This window comes from Glaciihabitans sp. UYNi722 (genome assembly GCF_040549465.1).
Taxonomy (GTDB): domain Bacteria; phylum Actinomycetota; class Actinomycetes; order Actinomycetales; family Microbacteriaceae; genus Lacisediminihabitans.
The window spans coordinates 24,406-40,433 of the sequence record NZ_JBEPTL010000005.1; the positions used below are offsets into that span (position 1 = coordinate 24,406).

At 65.5% G+C, this 16,028-nt stretch carries 15 protein-coding genes and 2 tRNA genes; 10 read left to right on the plus strand and 7 right to left on the minus strand.

The annotated features are described in order from the left end of the window. Positions 1-711, plus strand: coding sequence for a M23 family metallopeptidase (locus ABIB56_RS04880; RefSeq protein WP_354567870.1), 711 nt, complete (start codon positions 1-3; stop codon positions 709-711). Between the two features lie 3 nt (positions 712-714). Here ABIB56_RS04880 and ABIB56_RS04885 read toward each other — a convergent pair whose 3' ends face one another. The 3 genes from ABIB56_RS04885 to ABIB56_RS04895 form a co-directional block, all read right to left on the minus strand. Further along, a complete protein-coding gene (locus ABIB56_RS04885) occupies positions 715-2,400 on the minus strand; it encodes a glycoside hydrolase family 13 protein (RefSeq protein ID WP_354567871.1) in 1,686 nt (561 codons plus the stop codon). After that, positions 2,397-2,981 carry a sensor histidine kinase gene (locus ABIB56_RS04890; RefSeq protein WP_354567872.1) on the minus strand — a complete coding sequence of 195 codons (585 nt, stop codon included), beginning with the start codon at positions 2,979-2,981 and terminating at the stop codon, positions 2,397-2,399. Before ABIB56_RS04890 ends, ABIB56_RS04885 begins: the two co-directional genes overlap by 4 nt. Before the next feature lie 74 nt (positions 2,982-3,055). Continuing rightward, positions 3,056-3,370 (minus strand): ArsR/SmtB family transcription factor, encoded by a 315-nt coding sequence (locus ABIB56_RS04895; protein ID WP_354567873.1) that lies wholly within the window; start codon positions 3,368-3,370, stop codon positions 3,056-3,058. Positions 3,371-3,499: 129 nt separating this feature from the next. Between ABIB56_RS04895 and ABIB56_RS04900 the strand changes: the two genes are divergently transcribed. From ABIB56_RS04900 to ABIB56_RS04910, 3 genes are all read left to right on the plus strand, one after another. After that, positions 3,500-4,531, plus strand: a complete 1,032-nt coding sequence (locus ABIB56_RS04900) for an SDR family oxidoreductase (protein ID WP_354567874.1) — start codon at positions 3,500-3,502, stop codon at positions 4,529-4,531. Positions 4,532-4,751: 220 nt separating this feature from the next. Further along, a tRNA-Thr gene (locus tag ABIB56_RS04905) sits at positions 4,752-4,823 on the plus strand. 28 nt (positions 4,824-4,851) lie between these two features. After that, positions 4,852-4,925, plus strand: a tRNA-Met gene (locus ABIB56_RS04910). Positions 4,926-5,294: 369 nt separating this feature from the next. Here the strand turns inward: ABIB56_RS04910 and ABIB56_RS04915 are convergent. Genes ABIB56_RS04915 through ABIB56_RS04930 form a run of 4 tightly spaced genes read right to left on the minus strand, consistent with a single transcriptional unit; the run spans position 5,295 to position 10,203 of the window. Further along, entirely contained in the window at positions 5,295-6,470 is a 1,176-nt protein-coding gene (locus ABIB56_RS04915) for an acyl-CoA dehydrogenase family protein (protein WP_354567875.1), read from the minus strand. A 52-nt stretch (positions 6,471-6,522) separates the two neighbouring features. After that, positions 6,523-8,049: an aldehyde dehydrogenase family protein gene (locus tag ABIB56_RS04920; RefSeq protein ID WP_354567877.1), complete on the minus strand. Its 1,527-nt coding sequence runs from the start codon at positions 8,047-8,049 to the stop codon at positions 6,523-6,525. Then, positions 8,049-9,227, minus strand: coding sequence for a CaiB/BaiF CoA transferase family protein (locus ABIB56_RS04925; protein ID WP_354567878.1), 1,179 nt, complete (start codon positions 9,225-9,227; stop codon positions 8,049-8,051). Before ABIB56_RS04925 ends, ABIB56_RS04920 begins: the two co-directional genes overlap by 1 nt. 19 nt (positions 9,228-9,246) lie before the next feature. Next, positions 9,247-10,203, minus strand: coding sequence for a nucleoside hydrolase (locus ABIB56_RS04930; RefSeq protein ID WP_354567879.1), 957 nt, complete (start codon positions 10,201-10,203; stop codon positions 9,247-9,249). 155 nt (positions 10,204-10,358) lie between these two features. On the opposite strand from ABIB56_RS04930, the gene ABIB56_RS04935 reads away from it, so the two are divergent. The 6 genes from ABIB56_RS04935 (at position 10,359) to ABIB56_RS04960 (ending at position 16,025) form a co-directional block, all read left to right on the plus strand. Next, the gene (locus ABIB56_RS04935) at positions 10,359-11,069 is read left to right on the plus strand and encodes a GntR family transcriptional regulator (protein ID WP_354567880.1); all 711 of its coding nucleotides are present in this window, start codon (positions 10,359-10,361) and stop codon (positions 11,067-11,069) included. Positions 11,070-11,155: 86 nt separating this feature from the next. Beyond that, entirely contained in the window at positions 11,156-12,139 is a 984-nt protein-coding gene (locus ABIB56_RS04940; protein WP_354567881.1) for a nucleoside hydrolase, read from the plus strand. After that, the gene (locus tag ABIB56_RS04945; RefSeq protein ID WP_354567882.1) at positions 12,136-12,885 is read left to right on the plus strand and encodes an SDR family NAD(P)-dependent oxidoreductase; all 750 of its coding nucleotides are present in this window, start codon (positions 12,136-12,138) and stop codon (positions 12,883-12,885) included. Before ABIB56_RS04940 ends, ABIB56_RS04945 begins: the two co-directional genes overlap by 4 nt. Before the next feature lie 102 nt (positions 12,886-12,987). Then, positions 12,988-13,866 (plus strand): ATP-binding cassette domain-containing protein, encoded by an 879-nt coding sequence (locus tag ABIB56_RS04950; protein ID WP_354567883.1) that lies wholly within the window; start codon positions 12,988-12,990, stop codon positions 13,864-13,866. Continuing rightward, positions 13,863-14,900 (plus strand): ABC transporter permease, encoded by a 1,038-nt coding sequence (locus tag ABIB56_RS04955; protein ID WP_354567885.1) that lies wholly within the window; start codon positions 13,863-13,865, stop codon positions 14,898-14,900. The genes ABIB56_RS04950 and ABIB56_RS04955 overlap by 4 nt, the downstream gene beginning before the upstream one ends. A gap of 69 nt (positions 14,901-14,969) precedes the next feature. Then, entirely contained in the window at positions 14,970-16,025 is a 1,056-nt protein-coding gene (locus ABIB56_RS04960) for a sugar ABC transporter substrate-binding protein (RefSeq protein WP_354567886.1), read from the plus strand. Positions 16,026-16,028: the final 3 nt, after the last annotated feature.

Sequence of the window (16,028 nt, forward strand, 5' to 3'; positions counted from 1 at the left end):
GTGCTTGCGAAACTGATGACCCTGGGCGCTATGACCGGTGCTGCCGCGCTGCTGGTTTCTACCTCTCTTCCGGCCAATGCATTCTTCAGCGCCGCCGCGGAGGAACCGGTTTCGGCGGTCACCCAGAGCCTGAAAGCGCAGAGTAAGGCGCAGAGTATCGAGGTCGGCACTGAGGCCGTTTCTGTCGCTCCGGCCCGTGACACGTACACCGTGGTATCGCTGGTGCAGCAGATCAAGGTCAGGTACGCCAAGGCCGCCTTCTCGTCGCAGTACACGAACAACCCGCTCGGCACCATCCAGTGGCCCTTCCCTGTCCCGGTGCCGGTCACCAGTGGCTTCGGGCCCCGACAGGTGGCCAACTGCGGATACTGCTCCACGTTCCATGAGGGCCTCGACTTCACCCCCGGTGCGGGGGTCGAGATCCAGGCGATCGCGGATGGCGTGGTCAGCCTGGTGAAGCAGGACAGTGGGGGCCTCGGCAACCACGTCATCATCGATCACGTGATCAACGGCCAGAAGGTGCAGAGCGTTTACGCCCACATGGCCACGGGAACTGTACGCGTCGTCGTCGGCCAGGCCGTAAAGGTCACGGATATTGTCGGCCAGGTCGGCAATACCGGTGCCTCGACGGGTGCCCACCTGCACCTCGAGATCCACCTGGACGGCACGCCCGTCGACCCCTTCGCCTGGCTCAAGGCGAACGCAAATTAATCGTTAGCTACGCAACCACACCGTCGTATCGCCCGGCAGGATGCCGTCGCCGAGCGGTTCGGACGCCAGCAGCACCTGCCCAATCGGCAGCTCGACCACGGCCTCGCCGGTGTTCGCGATGACGGTCACGCCGCCGTTGCGGAACGCCACCACGTCGTCGCCGTAACCGGGCAGCCATTCGGCCCCACCCATACCGAGATCGTGCTGGGTGCGGATCGCGAGAGCCAGCCGGTACATCTCCAACGTCGAGCCGGCAACGCCGCGCTGGGCATCACGGGCGTAGGGTTCCCAGTCCGCCGGCTGGGGGAGCCAGCTCTTGCCCGTCGGGCCGAAGCCGTAGGACGGTGCCTCTGCCTCCCAGGGAATCGGCACGCGGCATCCGTCTCGTCCGTAGCGCTCGCCGTTGGTGCGGAACCAGGTCGGATCCTGGCGGGACTCGTCGGGCAGGTCGATGACCTCAGGTAACCCGAGTTCTTCGCCCTGGTAGAGGTAGGCGCTCCCGGGGAGCGCGAGCATGAGAGCCGTTGCGGCACGGGCACGACGGAGGCCGAGCTCGCGTACGGGTTTGCCGGGGGACTTCGGTCCGATGCCATGGCCCTGAGGATTCTCGGCGGTCAGCGCCAGCCGTGAGGCGTGACGAACGACGTCGTGATTCGACAGCACCCAGGTGCTCGGGGCTCCGACGCTCGTGAAGGCCTCGAGTGACAGGTCGATGACCTTGCGCATCGCAGGCGCCTCCCACGGCGTCTCGAGGTAGGAGAAGTTGAATGCCTGCTGCATCTCGTCCGGGCGCACCCAGCGCGCCAGCTTGGCGAGGGGCTCGACCCAGGCTTCGGCGCAGAGCACGCGCTCGCCGTCGTACTCCTCAAGCACGCTGTGCCAGTCGCGGTAGATCTCGTGCACGCGCTCCTGTGCCCAGTAGGGCGGAGTCGGAGTATCCAGTTCGGCGTTCGCAACGATCTCGGGTTCGAGCCCGACGATTCCGCCGCCCATACTGCCACCGGATGCCGGTGGCGTGTAGTCAGGAAGCCCAGCCGCCTTGATCAGGCCGTGGGCGACATCCACCCGGAAGCCATCGACGCCGCGGTCCAGCCAGAAACGCAGGATGTCGCGGAACTGCTCACGCACCCACGGGTTCTCCCAGTCGAGGTCGGGCTGCGAGGTGTCGAAGAGGTGCAGGTACCACTGGCCGGGGGTGCCGTCGGGGTGGATGGTGCGCGTCCAGGCCGGCCCGCCGAAGACGGAGTCCCAGTTGTTCGGAGGCAGCTCGCCGGTGTCGCCTGTGCCGTCGCGGAACATGTACCGTGCGCGCTCCTGGCTGCCCTCCGCTGAGGCCAGCGCCTCCTGGAACCAGCGGTGCTGGTCTGAGGTGTGGTTGGGCACGAGGTCGACGATCAGCCTGAGGCCGAGTTCGTGCACCCGTTTCTCCATGGCGTCGAAGTCGGCGAGCGTACCGAAGATGGGGTCGACGTCGCAGTAGTCGGCCACGTCGTATCCGGCATCCTTCTGTGGCGACGTGTAGAAGGGGGAGAGCCAGACCGCGTCGACACCGAGTTCGACGAGTGCGGGCAGCCTCTCGGTGATGCCGGCGAGGTCGCCGAGTCCGTCATCGCCCATCCCGTCGGAGAACGAACGCGGATAGATCTGGTAAATGACGGCAGAGCGCCACCATTCGTTTCCGTTGGTCATGCCAAAACCCTATGGTATGAAGGCCGTGCGAGTGAAAGCGCTTGCATCGCGACGCTGGTTCCCTGCCCCGCTCGGGATCGCAGGGTCGCCCGCCCTCCGTGCCGAAGCGCCACCGCGTTGACGAGGGAGAGTCCGAGGCCCGGGCCGGGGATGCCCAGGGAGTTCGCTCCGCGCGCGAGCTCGTCCCAGACCATATCCGCTTCATTCGCGGGGATACCGGTGCCGTTATCCGCGACCTCGATCACTGCCCAGCCATCGTCCTCACTTCCGCGTATTTCGATACTGGAGTCGGCGTGAGAATACTTCGCCGCATTCGATACGAGGTTGTACTGGGCGAGGAAGAGCAGGTCAACATCACCGACGACCTTGGATATCGGCCACGGCGCCTGGGGAAAGACAATGCGAAACTCTCGGGAACCGCCGCCCGTTGTCTCGAGATGTTCCGATACCGCTGCGACCACGTCTGCCGCGAGTTCCTCCAGGTCGACTGGCGCGCGCTCGATCGGTTGGGTTTCGAGATCGGCGAGCTTGCGCAGTTCCGAGACCAGCCCGGTAAGTCGTCGTGATTGCGAGTCGATCACGCTGAGTGGCTTCGAGGTCGGTTCATCCGCGGCAGCAACCGCCGCATGAATAGCCGTGATCGGATTCTGACCCTTTAGATGCTGACGGCGACGGACCGACCGATGGCCGCGATGATGTCTTCGTTTCGTCGGTAGTGGGAGAACTGGCCCACTCGCGTGCAGGACACTAAGCCGGCACGTTGGAGCGTTGCCATGAACTGTGATGCTGTCGACTGTGACACCTCGGCCCGCGCTTGAATGTGCTTCAAGCACACGCCAACTTCTGTCGCCGGGCGATCCTGAGCGGGGAAGGACTCGGGATCTTTGAGCCAACCCAGGATGGCTAATCGTGTCGGATGCCCGAGCGCTTTGAATGCGCTCACGAGTTCTTCGGCGGTGGGGTCGGACATTCACCAACTATATCGGAATATCGTGATTTACCGATAGCGTGCTAAGAAGGAACATCGGTAAATTGCGATGTAACGATGGAGGCAGCTCGTGGATGAGAGAACAGCGCTGGTGGTTAGAGAACAGCGCTGGTGGTTGGGGCACAGGGTGTGATCGGGGGCAATCTGATCGAGCACCTGGTGAGTGTCGGCGAATGGAACGTCATCGGCCTGTCTCGACGCGGCGGTCAAGACCATGGCCCTGTTCGGCATATCGCCGTTAACCTACTCGACCGTGACGAGACTGCCACGAAACTGAGCGGTTTAACTGGGGTTACACACGTCTTCTACGCCGCATACCAAGACCGGCCGACGTGGGCCGAGCTGGTGCCCCCCAACCTCGCAATGCTCACGAACGTCGTCGACGCCATCGAGCCCGTCGCTTCTGGCCTTGAACACATCAGCCTGATGCAGGGCTACAAGGTCTACGGCGCTCACCTCGGCCCCTTCGCCACCCCGGCGAGGGAGGACGATCCGCCCCATATGCCGCCAGAGTTCAACGTCGACCAACAACAGTTCCTCGAACGACAGCAGGTGGGAAGCTCCTGGTCGTGGTCAGCGCTTCGCCCGTCCGTCGTTGCCGGCATCGGCCTCGGCAACCCCATGAACCTCGCAATGGTGATCGCCGTCTATGCATCCGTCAGCAAGGAGCTTGGTATCCCGCTCCGGTTCCCCGGCAAGCCAGGCGCGTACACGAGCCTGATCGAAATGACCGACGCCGATCTGCTGGCTAAAGCAACCGTGTGGGCCGCCACTAATCCCGAGAGCCGAAACCAGGCTTACAACATCACCAATGGGGACCTGTTCCGCTGGTCATCGATGTGGCCCAAAATAGCCAGGTTCTTCGACCTCGACGTCGCACCGCCTCTTCCCATGTCACTGGAAGAAGTGATGGCCGACAAGGCGGGCTTGTGGGACGAGATGGTTAGTAGGCACGGCCTACTTCCGACACCGTACTCTGAGGTGTCGTCGTGGGCGTTCGGAGATTTTGTCTTCAGCTGGGACTATGACGTCATAGCTGACACGTCCAAGTCGCGCCGCGCCGGGTTCCACGAGTACGTCGACACTGAGACCATGTTCTTGCGCATCTTCCAAGACCTCCGAGCGCAGCGACTCATCCCTTGAGCGCCAATTGCCATAGCCCGCGGTGGACGGCATTTCGACCTGCTCTTTGAGGCTGGGGAACGCTTTCCAGGGCGTTGCCTGGTTCTCGCTGAACGCCTCGGGGTGATCCTCGGGCTCAAGTGGCAACTGCAGCAGACTAAGCTCGCGCGGGCGGTACGCGTGCGGGTGCTATTCTCTAACGGTGCCAAAACGGCTTCAGGGCGACCTGTATGCCGCTTTCGCCCCCTTAGCTCATTGGTAGAGCACTTCCTTGGTAAGGAAGAGGTAGTGGGTCCGATTCCCACAGGGGGCTCTCGTCTCCCCTCACGGGGCGACGTCCCGGCGGGGTAGCTCAGGTGGTTAGAGCACACGGCTCATAATCGTGGTGTCGCGGGTTCAAGTCCCGCTCCCGCTACTTAGAAAAGTGCTGTTCAGAGTCGTTATTTGAGGTTCGGTCTTTTTGGCAGCGTCTTTTTAGCAGCGAAAATCATGACCACATTTTGACTACATTAGAAGGTGTTGAACCTTTGGCTCATAACAGCGGCGACGCAGTCCTTAAAGGACACGTGACTATCTCTTGCTCAGAAGAGACTTGGTGATGGTGTGCGCATGTTCGAGCAGAAGGCGCCCAAGTTCAGTGCGGCGGTCGGGCGCCATCGAAACTTGTCGCCGGTAAGGCTGCGCGCCGCCCATGCAGGATGCGGCTAGACATCAATCTAGGTGAAATACCCTCGAAGTTCTCCTAGGGAGGCGGGCACTCAGTGGCCAGCGACGATGGAGACGATCAGCGGAACGCGGCTTCACCGGTGATGTGGTTGCCGATGACCAGGGTGTACACCTCGTCGGTGCCCTCGTAGGTCCTCACGCTTTCCAGGTTGTTCGCGTGGCGGAGCGGCGAGTGGTCGAGCGTGATGCCGTTCCCGCCGAAGATCGTTCGCGCCTTGCGGCAGATCGCGATGGCCTCGCGGCAGTTGTTGAGTTTGCCGACCGAGATCTGGTGCGGGGACAGCTTTCCCGCGTCCTTCAGTCGCCCGAGGTGGAGGGCGAGAAGCGTGCCTTTCGAGATCTCGAGCACCATGTCGACGAGCTTCTGCTGGGTGAGCTGATAGCCGGCGAGCGGTCGGCCGAACTGAAGCCGCTGCTTCGAGTACTCGAGCGCAGCGAGGTAGCTGTCGCGGGCGGCGCCCATCACACCCCACACGATGCCGTACCGGGCTTCGTTCAGGCAGGCGAACGGCCCGGAGAGCCCCCGGGCGTCCGGAAGCATCGATGATGACGGCACACGGACGTCGTCCAGCTCGATGTCGCACTGGATCGACGCGCGCATCGAGAGTTTGCCGGTGATCGGGGTCGCGGTGAATCCCGGCGTGCCCGTCGGGACGATGAAACCGCGGATTCCGTCGCCGGTCGCCGCCCACACGATGGCGATGTCGGCGATCGACGCGAGCCCGATCCAGCGCTTGGAGCCGGAGATCACCCACTCGTCACCGTCGAGGCGAGCGGTGGTCTGCATACTTCCGGGGTCCGATCCGGCGCTCGGCTCGGTGAGGGCGAAGCACCCGATCACCCGCCCGGCCGCCATCTCCGGCAGCCAGCGGTTCTTCTGCTCTTCCGACCCGTGTTTGTGGATGGCGCTCATCGCCAGCGAGCCCTGCACGCTGACGAAGGTGCGCAGCCCGGAATCGCCGGCCTCGAGCTCGAGTGCGGCGAGGCCGTACTCGACGGCGCTGCGGCCCGCGCATCCGTAGCCCGTCAGGTGCATACCGAGCAGGCCGAGAGCGGCGAGCTCGGGGATGATCTCGACGGGGAATGTTGCCGAGTCGTACCAGCTGGCGATACCGGGTTTGACCCGGGTGTCGACGAAGTGCCGGATCGTCGCCCGGAATTCGCGTTCCCGGTCGCTCAGGAGGGAGTCGATGTCGATGATGTCCGATGGCTCGTCGTCGAGTCTCTTGTTCATTGTTGGTCCTGTCTTTCGTTGGAACTGTCTTCCGTCGGAACTGTCTGCTCGCTCAGGCGGCTGGAATCGACCGGCCGTCGATGCGGCGGGGGATGTGCCACGGATTGTCCGCCGCCAGGGCGGGGCTCAGCGCGCCGATGTCCCCATTCTGGATTGCGACCGGCCGCACGAACCGGCGGAGCGCGCCCGCACCGACGCTCGTGGCATCCGATCGCGATGTCGCCGGCCACGGTCCGCCGTGCTGCTGAGACCAGGATGCGAGCACCCCGGTCGGCCAGGCATTCACGGCGACCCGCCCGACCTGCGGAAGCAGCGTGCGGACGGCGCGCAGGGTGGTGTCCCCGGACTCCGAGGCGGCGAACACGGATGCCGCGAGCGAGGGTTGCAGGTGGGTGACCGCCTCGAGGGCGCTGTCGAGGTCGTCGTACTCGCAGATGAGCGCGACGGGACCGAAGCACTCATCGAGCAGCGGCGATCCGGCGGAAAGCTGGTCGAGAGTCACTTCGACCAGCCGCGGTGTCACCGTGAATCCTGCGTCTGATGTACCGTCGGGCCCGCCCGGCTCCGGGGGGACGCCGCTGGCGGCGGATGCGAGCCGCGAGCTTCCGGCGAGGTAGGCGTCTGCTATCCGGCGGGTGAGCAGGGTCTGCTGCCCGACGTGGGACAGGGCGAGGCGCACGGCATCCGGGAAACCGACTCCGGCGGGGACGAGGAGCAGGCCGGGCTTCGTGCAGTACTGGCCGGCACCGAGGGTGAACGAGGCGACGAATCCGTTGGCTATCGAGTCGCGAAGCGGCGCGGCATCCGGGGTGACGAGCACCGGGTTGACCGTCCCCATCTCCGCGAACACGGGGATTCCCCGACGCGATCCGCGCTCGACGAGAGCCATCCCGCCGGCCTGGCTGCCGGTGAACCCGACGGCGCGGATGGCGGGGGAGTCGACGAGCCGGAGGCCGGCATCGAATCCGACCACGGAGCCGTACGTGCCGGTCGGGGCACCGCTGGCCGCAAGCGCCTCGACGACGAGCTCTGAGAGGCGCGAGGCGAGCCGGGGCTGTGCCGGGTGCGACTTGACCACCACCGGACAGCCGGCGGCGATCGCCGAGGCGGCGTCGTGCCCGAAGCTGCCGTAGGCGAACGGGAAGTTGCTCGCGCCGAACACGGCGATCGGTCCGAGCGGTTCATTCCAGCGAGAGAGGCGGGATCCGTCGGCTATCGTCTCGGTGCTCGCGTCGATGAAGGCCCCGTCGACGGCGACGAGCCCGTAGAAGCTGGCGTTGTCGCACGCCTTCCCGACCTCTCCGCGGAGGCGGTCCATTCCCAGTGCCGTCTCCGACTGTGCGAGTTCGGCGAGTTCTTGACGATGCTCGAGCAACGACGCGACGACGGCCTCGATCCATCGGCGACGGATAGCGGGCGCGGTGGCCGCGAGTTCGGCGGCAACAGACCGAGCGGCCGACACAACCCGGTCGACCTGGTCGGGCGTCGAGTGTTCGACGACACCGGCGATGGTGCCGGTGAACGGATCGACGCTCGGGTCGGCGTCGGCTCGCGCGGTGGGGTTCGTTGACGTCTCCATCACGATGATCCTTTCTCGATGGGTGTCGGCCGCTCATCGAGCCAGCGCCGGATTCGGGTGCTGTCCTGGCCGAGATGAGGCGGAGCGTCGGCCCGGGCGCGGAAAAGAGGGGTCCAGGAGATCGGATGCCGGATCTGTCGGCCCGCGGGGACACCGTCGCTGTCGCGCAGCTCGATGGTCGGTGAAAGTCCGAGCGATTCGGCGAGGTCGATCCCCTCGGCGATCGTTGCCACGTGCCCGGCTGGCACGCCGGCGGCGGTGAACAGCTGTTCCCAGTGGGAGGCCGGCTGATCGGCGAGTGTCGACTCGAGGATCACCTCGAGCGCGGCCCGATTGGCCACCCGCACAGGGTTGGTGGCGAACCTCTCATCGGAGGCAAGCTCCGGCATCCCGATCGTCGCCGCGAGCCGCGCGAACTGGCCGTCGTTCCCGCAGGCGACAGCGATCGCTCCGTCGGAGCAGCGCAGCGTCTGGTACGGCGCGATCGACGGATGGATGTTGCCGAGACGACCAGGAAGAGACCCGGCTCCGAGCCACGCCTGGGCCTGGTTGGCGAGGGCTCCCTGCAGGCTCGACAACAGGTTGACTTCGATCCGGGCGCCTTCGCCGGTCGCCGCCCGCGAGGCGAGAGCGGCGAGCACACCGATCGCGACGTCTTTCCCGGTGAGCACGTCGACGAGGGCGACACCCGCCTTCATCCCCTCGCCGTCGGCGTCGCCGGTGACGCTCATCAGCCCGCCGAGCGCCTGGACCACGAAGTCGTACCCGGGAAGAGCAGCTCCCTCCGCGGGTCCGAATCCCGTGATCGAGGCATAGACCACGCGGAGGTTCCGCGATCGCACCTCGTCGTACCCCAGCCCGAGTCGCTCCATGGTCCCGGACCGAAAGTTCTCCACGACGACGTCGGCCCGGTCGACGAGGCTGGCGGCCACCGATCGGTCACCGTCGTCCGAGAGGTCGAGTTCGATCGACTCCTTGTTGCGGTTGACGCTGTCGAAGTAGGTTCCGCCCCGCGGGGACGCCGGGGGAGTCCAGCGCCGGGTGTCGTCTCCACTTCCCGCGCGCTCCACCTTGATCACGCGCGCCCCGAGATCGGCGAGCGTCATCGTCGCAAGAGGCCCCGCGAGCACGCGCGAGAAGTCGGCGACGACGACACCGTCGAGGGGAGGACGAGACACCGGGAGCTCGATCCGTGGTTCAGGCGTACATCGCGAGGGTGTCGGTCAGCAGGTCGAAGAAGCCCTCCACATCGATCCCGATCGCAACATCGCAGTTCGCCGGTTCGCCGCGCAGAACCGCGTTCTTGCCGCCGAGTTCGCTCTCCCCGGTGGCGTGGCGGTAATCGCAGACCGTCATGCCGCGGGTGCGGGTGCCGTGGAGTTCGATCCCGACGTGCATCGGCTTCATGGTGAACAACTCGGGGCGGATGAACGTGGCGATGGCGAGCGGATCGTGCAGCGACGCCCCCTTGAGGCCGTAGACCCTCTCGAGGTTGGCCCGGTAGAACTCGACGAGATCGGCGATCGTGCGGGCGAACGGCGTGCCGAGGTCGCGGATCCGATCCAGTTCCTTCACCGTTGCCGCCGCCTGGCGAGTGACGTTCAGACCGAACATCCGAAGCGGTATCCCGCTCGTGAAGACGATGTCGGCTGCTTCGGGGTCGACCCAGATGTTGAACTCGGCGGCCGGCGTCGAGTTGCCGAAGGTCAGCGAACCGCCCATCAGCGAGATGGAGGCGAGGCGCCCGGCGAGCGTCGGATCGATCCGCAGCGCGGCGGCGACATTGGTCAGCGGGCCGGTGGCGACGATGACGAGGTCGTCGTACTCGTGGCTCATCGCGATGATCATCTCGACGGCCGTGAGGTCGCTCAGCGGCACGACCGGGTCCGGGAGTTCGACCCCGTCGAGCCCGGTCTTCCCGTGCACCTCCGGCGCGTACACCGGCTCGTTGACGAGCGGTCGGTCGAGTCCTCTCGCGATCGGGATGTGCTGGAGTCCGCCGAGCTCGACCGTCTTGCGGGCGTTGATCGTAGTCTTCTCGAGCGACTGGTTGCCATGCACCGTGGTGATCGCGACCACCTCGACGTGCTTGGCCGCCAGCAAAATAGTGAGCATGTCGTCGTGACCGGGGTCGCCGTCGAGGAGGAAGTGCATGGTGGTCGACTCCTGTAGTGGGGAGGGCTGCGAAAGGTGAAATGAGCGCCGGATTCAGCGCGCATGAGTAGCATGTTACCTGTCGGGCGGGTCCCTCGGTGTGCGTGCGCACAGGATGGATACCATCAGCCTGCTACGGATGACCAGGGGGATCAATGACGGACGCAGTGAAGCTCTCCGATTTCGTGTTGAAAGAACTGCGTTCGGCGATTCTGAACGGCGAGCTCGAAGAAGGGTCACTCCACTCGATATACCAGCTCGCCGACCGGTTCGAGGTATCGAGGACTCCGGTGCGCGAGGCGGTGCTCCGGCTCGCCGACACGGGGATGGTGACCATCGAGAAGAACCGCGGCATCCGCGTGCAGGGGCAGTCGGCCGATGAGATCCGCCGGGTGTTCGAAATGCGACTGCTGCTCGAGGTACCGGCGTCGTCGCACGCGGCGCTACATTTGTCCGACCAGCTCGTCGAGAAGTTAGACGGCTACCTCGCCCTGATGAGCGAGGCCATCGTGCGGAACGATTCGGATGCGTTCTTCCGCAGCGACTACGCACTGCACGACCGCATCCTCGCCACCCTCGAGAACTCTCGCCTCAACGAGTACGTCCGCAGCCTCCGCGACATCACCCAGAACATGGGCGTGCTCACCACCCAGCATTCGCGCACGCTGCGGGCCGTCGGCCTCGAACACGAGCCGGTGGTGAACGCGATCAAGGCCGGGGATGCGCCGGCCGCTGCCGCGGCGATGGCCGACCACCTCGTGGAGACCGGAAGCCTGCTGCTCGCCCAGCTCGGCGGGGGCGGTCCGGCGTCGAGCGGTTGGGCCTCGAACGCACTCCGCCAGCTTCCGCTCCCCACCCAGAGGTAGGCCGCCGCGATCATTCTCTCCAGCACTTTGCGGTGGTCTAGCATGCTACTGAGCGGACCGAGCGCCGTTCGAAGAGGAGAGACAACATGACCACCAAGGTGATTCTCGACTGCGACACCGGCTGCGACGACACTCTCGCGATCCTCTACGCCGCACTGCACCCGGAGATCGAACTCCTCGCGATCGGCGCGGTGTGGGGCAACGTGCCGGTGGCGACGGCCGCCGTCAATTCGGCTCACACCGTTGCCATGGTCGGGCGTAGCGACATCCCCGTCGCGTCCGGCACCGCCGGCCCGCTGCTTCGCGGGCCTGAGAACTTCGGCTACCACGTGCACGGGATCGACGGCCAGGGCAATGTCGGCGACCCGTCGTTCGTCGCCACCCTCGTCGAGGAGTCTGCGGCCGACCAGATCATCCGTCTCGCCCTCGAGCACCCGGGCGAGATCGAACTCATCGCCGTCGGACCGTTCACGAACCTCGCCGTCGCCCTTGCGCTCCGTCCCGACCTTCCCTCGCTGCTCCGCGGCGTCACGATCATGGGCGGGGCCGCACTCGCCCCGGGCAACCGGACACCGGTCGCCGAGGCCAACATCATCCACGACCCGGAGGCGGCGGCCGCGGTATTCGCAGCGCCGTGGCGGCTGCGGATGGTCGGGCTCGACGTCACCATGCGCACCCTGATGACCGAGGCGCAGCGGCAGCAGCTGCTCGACGGCGGAACGATCAGCGCCTACGCCGGGCGGGTGATGAGGTTCTACATGGACTACTTCACCGAGAACGCGTTCTCGGAGCGCCTCTCCTGCATCCACGACGTGCTCGCGGTCGCGATCGGCGTTGGCACCCTCATTCCGACGCTCGCCCCGACCGTCAACGCCTGGGTCGACACCGGCAACGGTCCGGGACGAGGCCAGACGATCTGCGATCTCCGCGGACGATACATGGGCTTCCCGGACCAGGAGGGGGCGCACTGCCAGGTGGTGCTCGAATCCGACCCGCTGTTCGCGCAGGCCGTCGTCGACCTCCTCGTCGCCGCCGGGGATTCGGCGATTCCGCTCGGGGCTGCGGCGTGAGCGCCGCGATCGGCGAAGCCACCGGCGGCGTCACGCTTCCCGGCCTGGCCGGACTCAGAGTGGCGGTCGTCGGCGGTTCGTCGGGGATCGGCCGCTCGAGCATCGGGTTACTCCGCCGAAGCGGCGCTGTCGCGGTGTCCGTCGATATCAACGAGGAAGCCGACGTTGTGGCGGACATCACGAGCCAGGGTGGCTGCGACGCGGCGATCGGAGACGCGCGGGAGCGGCTCGGCGGTCTCGACTCTCTTCTCGTCACGGCCGGCGGAGCACCGTACCGGTCGATCGAGGAGAGCGACGAAGAGTTCTGGCACCGTACGCTCTCCCTCAACCTCGTCGGGTCCGCCCTGCTCACCCGTGCTGCCCTTCCGGCGCTGTGGGAGTCGAGCCGGGCATCCGTGGTGGTCACCGCGTCGGCGGCTGGTCGCCAGGGGTACGGCTGGTTCACCGCCTACTCGGCGGCGAAAGCGGGACTCGTCCACTGGTCACGGTCGGCAGCCCGCGAGCTCGGCCCGGACGGCATCCGGGTGAACTGTGTGGCGCCCGGTCCGATCGACACACCGCTCGTGAGTGGCGGGCCGCAGAAACGTCCGAAGGACGAATGGAAGACTGTTCTGGCTGCGCGCACCTGTCTCGGTCGTCTCGGCAGCCCGGACGAGGTGGCCAACGTCGCCGCGTTCCTGCTGTCCGATCTCGCCACGTTCGTCACCGGGACCATCGTCGAAGTCGACGGTGGAGAGACGGCCTGACCAGCGTCTGAAACGGGCCGGAAACACGCGGCAACACGGCCGCAACGCACATCTTGCGTGGCTCGTAAGTAGCATGCTAGCTTCACTAGCATGCTAGCTTAGGTGGCCTTCCGAGGCACCGCGGATCAGCTCGGCATCGTCAGGAACGAGGGCAAGAATATGGATGCTTCCCAAACGGAAGTGGCGTCACCGCTTCGCTCACCAAGCGACTATGTGTTCCGTGCGGAGGGTCTCTCCAAGACCTTCGGTCACGTCAAAGCGATCCGCGACGTGTCGATCGAATTGCGCAGGGGAGAAGTCCTCGCGCTGTTCGGCGACAACGGGGCGGGCAAGTCCACACTGACCAAGATGCTGTGCGGCGTCTACAGCCCGGACACCGGATCGATCGAGATCGACGGCCAGTCGATTACCATGAAAAGCACGAGGGATGCCGAAGACCACGGCATCACCGTCGTCCACCAGGACCTCGCGCTCGCCCCAGACCTGACCGTGCTCGAGAACATGTTCCTCGGCCACGAGATGATGCACGGTGGCATCCTCAAACCGTTCGGATTCCTCTCCCGCCTGGAGATGGCGCAGAAGACCGAGAAGGCCCTCCAGAGCCTGTCGATCCGGCTGCCGTCCCTCTCCCTCTCGGTCAAGGACCTCTCCGGCGGACAGCGGCAGGCCGTCGCTGTGGCGCGCGCCAACATGTGGAGCCGCTCCGGCATCCTCATGGACGAACCGACAGCGGCGCTCGGCACGATCCAGAGCGACATCGTCTGCCAGCTCATCCGCACGACCGCCGACGCCGGAGCCGGCGTCATGATCATCTCCCACGACATCCCTCGAATCCTCGACATCGCCGACCGCGTGATCGTGCTCCGGCACGGCGAGGTCGCGCTCGACGAACCGATCGGCAGCCTGACCCGAAGCGACGTCGTCGCCGCGATGGTCGGCCTCGCCGGTCACGACCCCGAAGACAAGGAAGACAACAAGTGACCGCGGACACAATCGGTGCGGGCGGCCTCGCACTCCCCGCCTCGGAGTCCAGGCTCCACAAGATTTTGACCAACAACACGTTCTGGATCTTCGCGATCGACGTGCTGCTGATCATCCTGTTCACCTCGATCTCGATCAACCACACCTTCATCAGCGGCACGAACCTGCAGAACCTGATGTCGGACAGCGGCGAGGGCCTGCTCCTCGGAATCGCCATCGCGTTCCTTCTCGGCTCCGGCGAGTTCGACATCTCGCTCGGCGCCAACCTGATCCTGTCCTCGGTGGTCGCCGGCCTCATCGCCATCGCGCTCGCCCCGTTCGGCATCGGGATCGTGATCATCGGGAGCCTCGTCGGCGCCATCATCACGGGGTTGATCGTCGGGCTCGTGAACGGGCTGATCGTCACGCGACTAAATGTCAACTCGCTCATCGCCACGCTGGCCATGCTCGGCATCGTCACCGGTGTCGCCTACATCGTCTCCGGCGGTACGGATGTCACCGGGGTTCCGGTTGCGCTGCAGGACGACTTCGGCATCAAGACCGTGCTCGGCATCCCGCTTCCGTTCGTGATCGCGATCCTGGCCTGGGCGATCGCCTTCGTCGCCCTGCGCTTCTCCCGCTTCGGGCTGCACCTCCTCGCCATGGGCTCATCGCGGCCGGCCGCCGAGCGAGCCGGGCTCAACACGAACCGCAAGCTGGTCACGCTGTTCATGATCGCCGGCGGCCTTGCCGGCATCGCGGGATTCATCGACATCACCCGGTTCGCCGCGACCAACATCGCCGGTCACACCCAGGACTCCCTCTCCGCGATCACCGCTGCGGTGATCGGAGGGACGCTTCTCGCCGGCGGCATCGTCTCGATGGTCGGCCTGCTCGGCGGTGTGATCCTCGCGGTCATCCTCGCCAACGGGCTCGTCGTAATCGGCGTCTCTTCGTACTACCAGCTGATTGTCGTCGGTGTGATCCTCGTGATCGCCGTCTCGGTTGACCAGCTGCGCAAGTCGGACTCGAAGGTCCGGCTGTTTTCCAAGTAACCCCAAGGTGTTCCACAACAGTTCCACCCGTCACCCCCACCCGGCACCAAACAATAAGGAGTCCTGCAATTGAACGCATTCGATTTCACACCGCACCGCATCCTGAAGAAGAGCTCTCTCCGCAAGGCAGCGGTCGGAGTGGTCGCATTCGCGACCGCCGCAGTCATGCTCGCCGGCTGCAGCAGCACCGGGTCGGCTGACACCTCGGGCAGTTCCGATAAGAAGCTGCGCATCGTCGCGATCGCCGCCCTCATCAACGACTCGTTCTTCATCACCGGCAAGTGCGGTGCACAGGATGCCGCGAAGGCCGGGGGAGCGACCCTCCAGTTCCAGGGCCCGACCTCCAACTCCGCGACCGCCGAGATCCAGGCCTTCGCCGCCGCCGCGGCGACGAACCCGGATGGAATGCTCATCGCACCGTTCTCGAACACCGGGTTCGGCGCGACGGTCCGTCCGCTCATGAAGAAGGGCATCCCGGTCTGGGCTACGGGCCAGAGCCTCGAGCCGGCCGACGCCTACGGAACGACGATCACCGACTTCCTCGAGGCGTCGAAGCCCCTCGAGGCGCTCATCGGCAAGATCACCGGAGGCAAGGGAACCGTCGGCCTCATCGCCGACACGACCGGTAACAAGACCGACAGCGACCGCTACACCGAGATGGTGCCGGCCCTAGAGAAGAAGTACCCGGACCTCAAGGTGCTTTCGCCCCAATTCGCGCAGAACAGCACCTCGATGGCCTCCACCGCTGCGGCCGCCCTCATCCAGGGGAACCCGGACATGAAGGTCATCTACGCGACCAGTGGACCGGAGGCCGTCGGTGTCGCATCGGCGATCAAGGCAGCCGGTGTCGGTGACACGGTCAAGCTGGTCTCGTTCGATTCGAGCCCCCAGCAGATCGACCTGATCAAGTCGGGACAGCTGGCCGCAACGGTCGGCCAGTCGCCGTACGAGGGCTCGAAGATCGCCGTCGAGCAGGTACTGAAGTACCTCAAGGCCCACAAGGGATCGACCAAGCAGGTTCCGGCCACCGCGACCATCACCGCGACTCCGACCTTCCTGCTGACGCCGGAGAACGTGACGACGGCCAAGGCCCTGAAGTACCAGTACATGACCAAGTGCGACTAATCG

Coding starts and splice junctions, on each gene's coding strand:
- ABIB56_RS04915 (WP_354567875.1), bottom strand. CDS start 6,470: ATGAACAAGAGACTCGACGACGAGCCATCGGACATCATCGACATCGAC.
- ABIB56_RS04920 (WP_354567877.1), bottom strand. CDS start 8,049: ATGGAGACGTCAACGAACCCCACCGCGCGAGCCGACGCCGACCCGAGC.
- ABIB56_RS04935 (WP_354567880.1), top strand. CDS start 10,359: ATGACGGACGCAGTGAAGCTCTCCGATTTCGTGTTGAAAGAACTGCGT.
- ABIB56_RS04885 (WP_354567871.1), bottom strand. CDS start 2,400: ATGACCAACGGAAACGAATGGTGGCGCTCTGCCGTCATTTACCAGATC.
- ABIB56_RS04895 (WP_354567873.1), bottom strand. CDS start 3,370: ATGTCCGACCCCACCGCCGAAGAACTCGTGAGCGCATTCAAAGCGCTC.
- ABIB56_RS04930 (WP_354567879.1), bottom strand. CDS start 10,203: ATGCACTTCCTCCTCGACGGCGACCCCGGTCACGACGACATGCTCACT.
- ABIB56_RS04940 (WP_354567881.1), top strand. CDS start 11,156: ATGACCACCAAGGTGATTCTCGACTGCGACACCGGCTGCGACGACACT.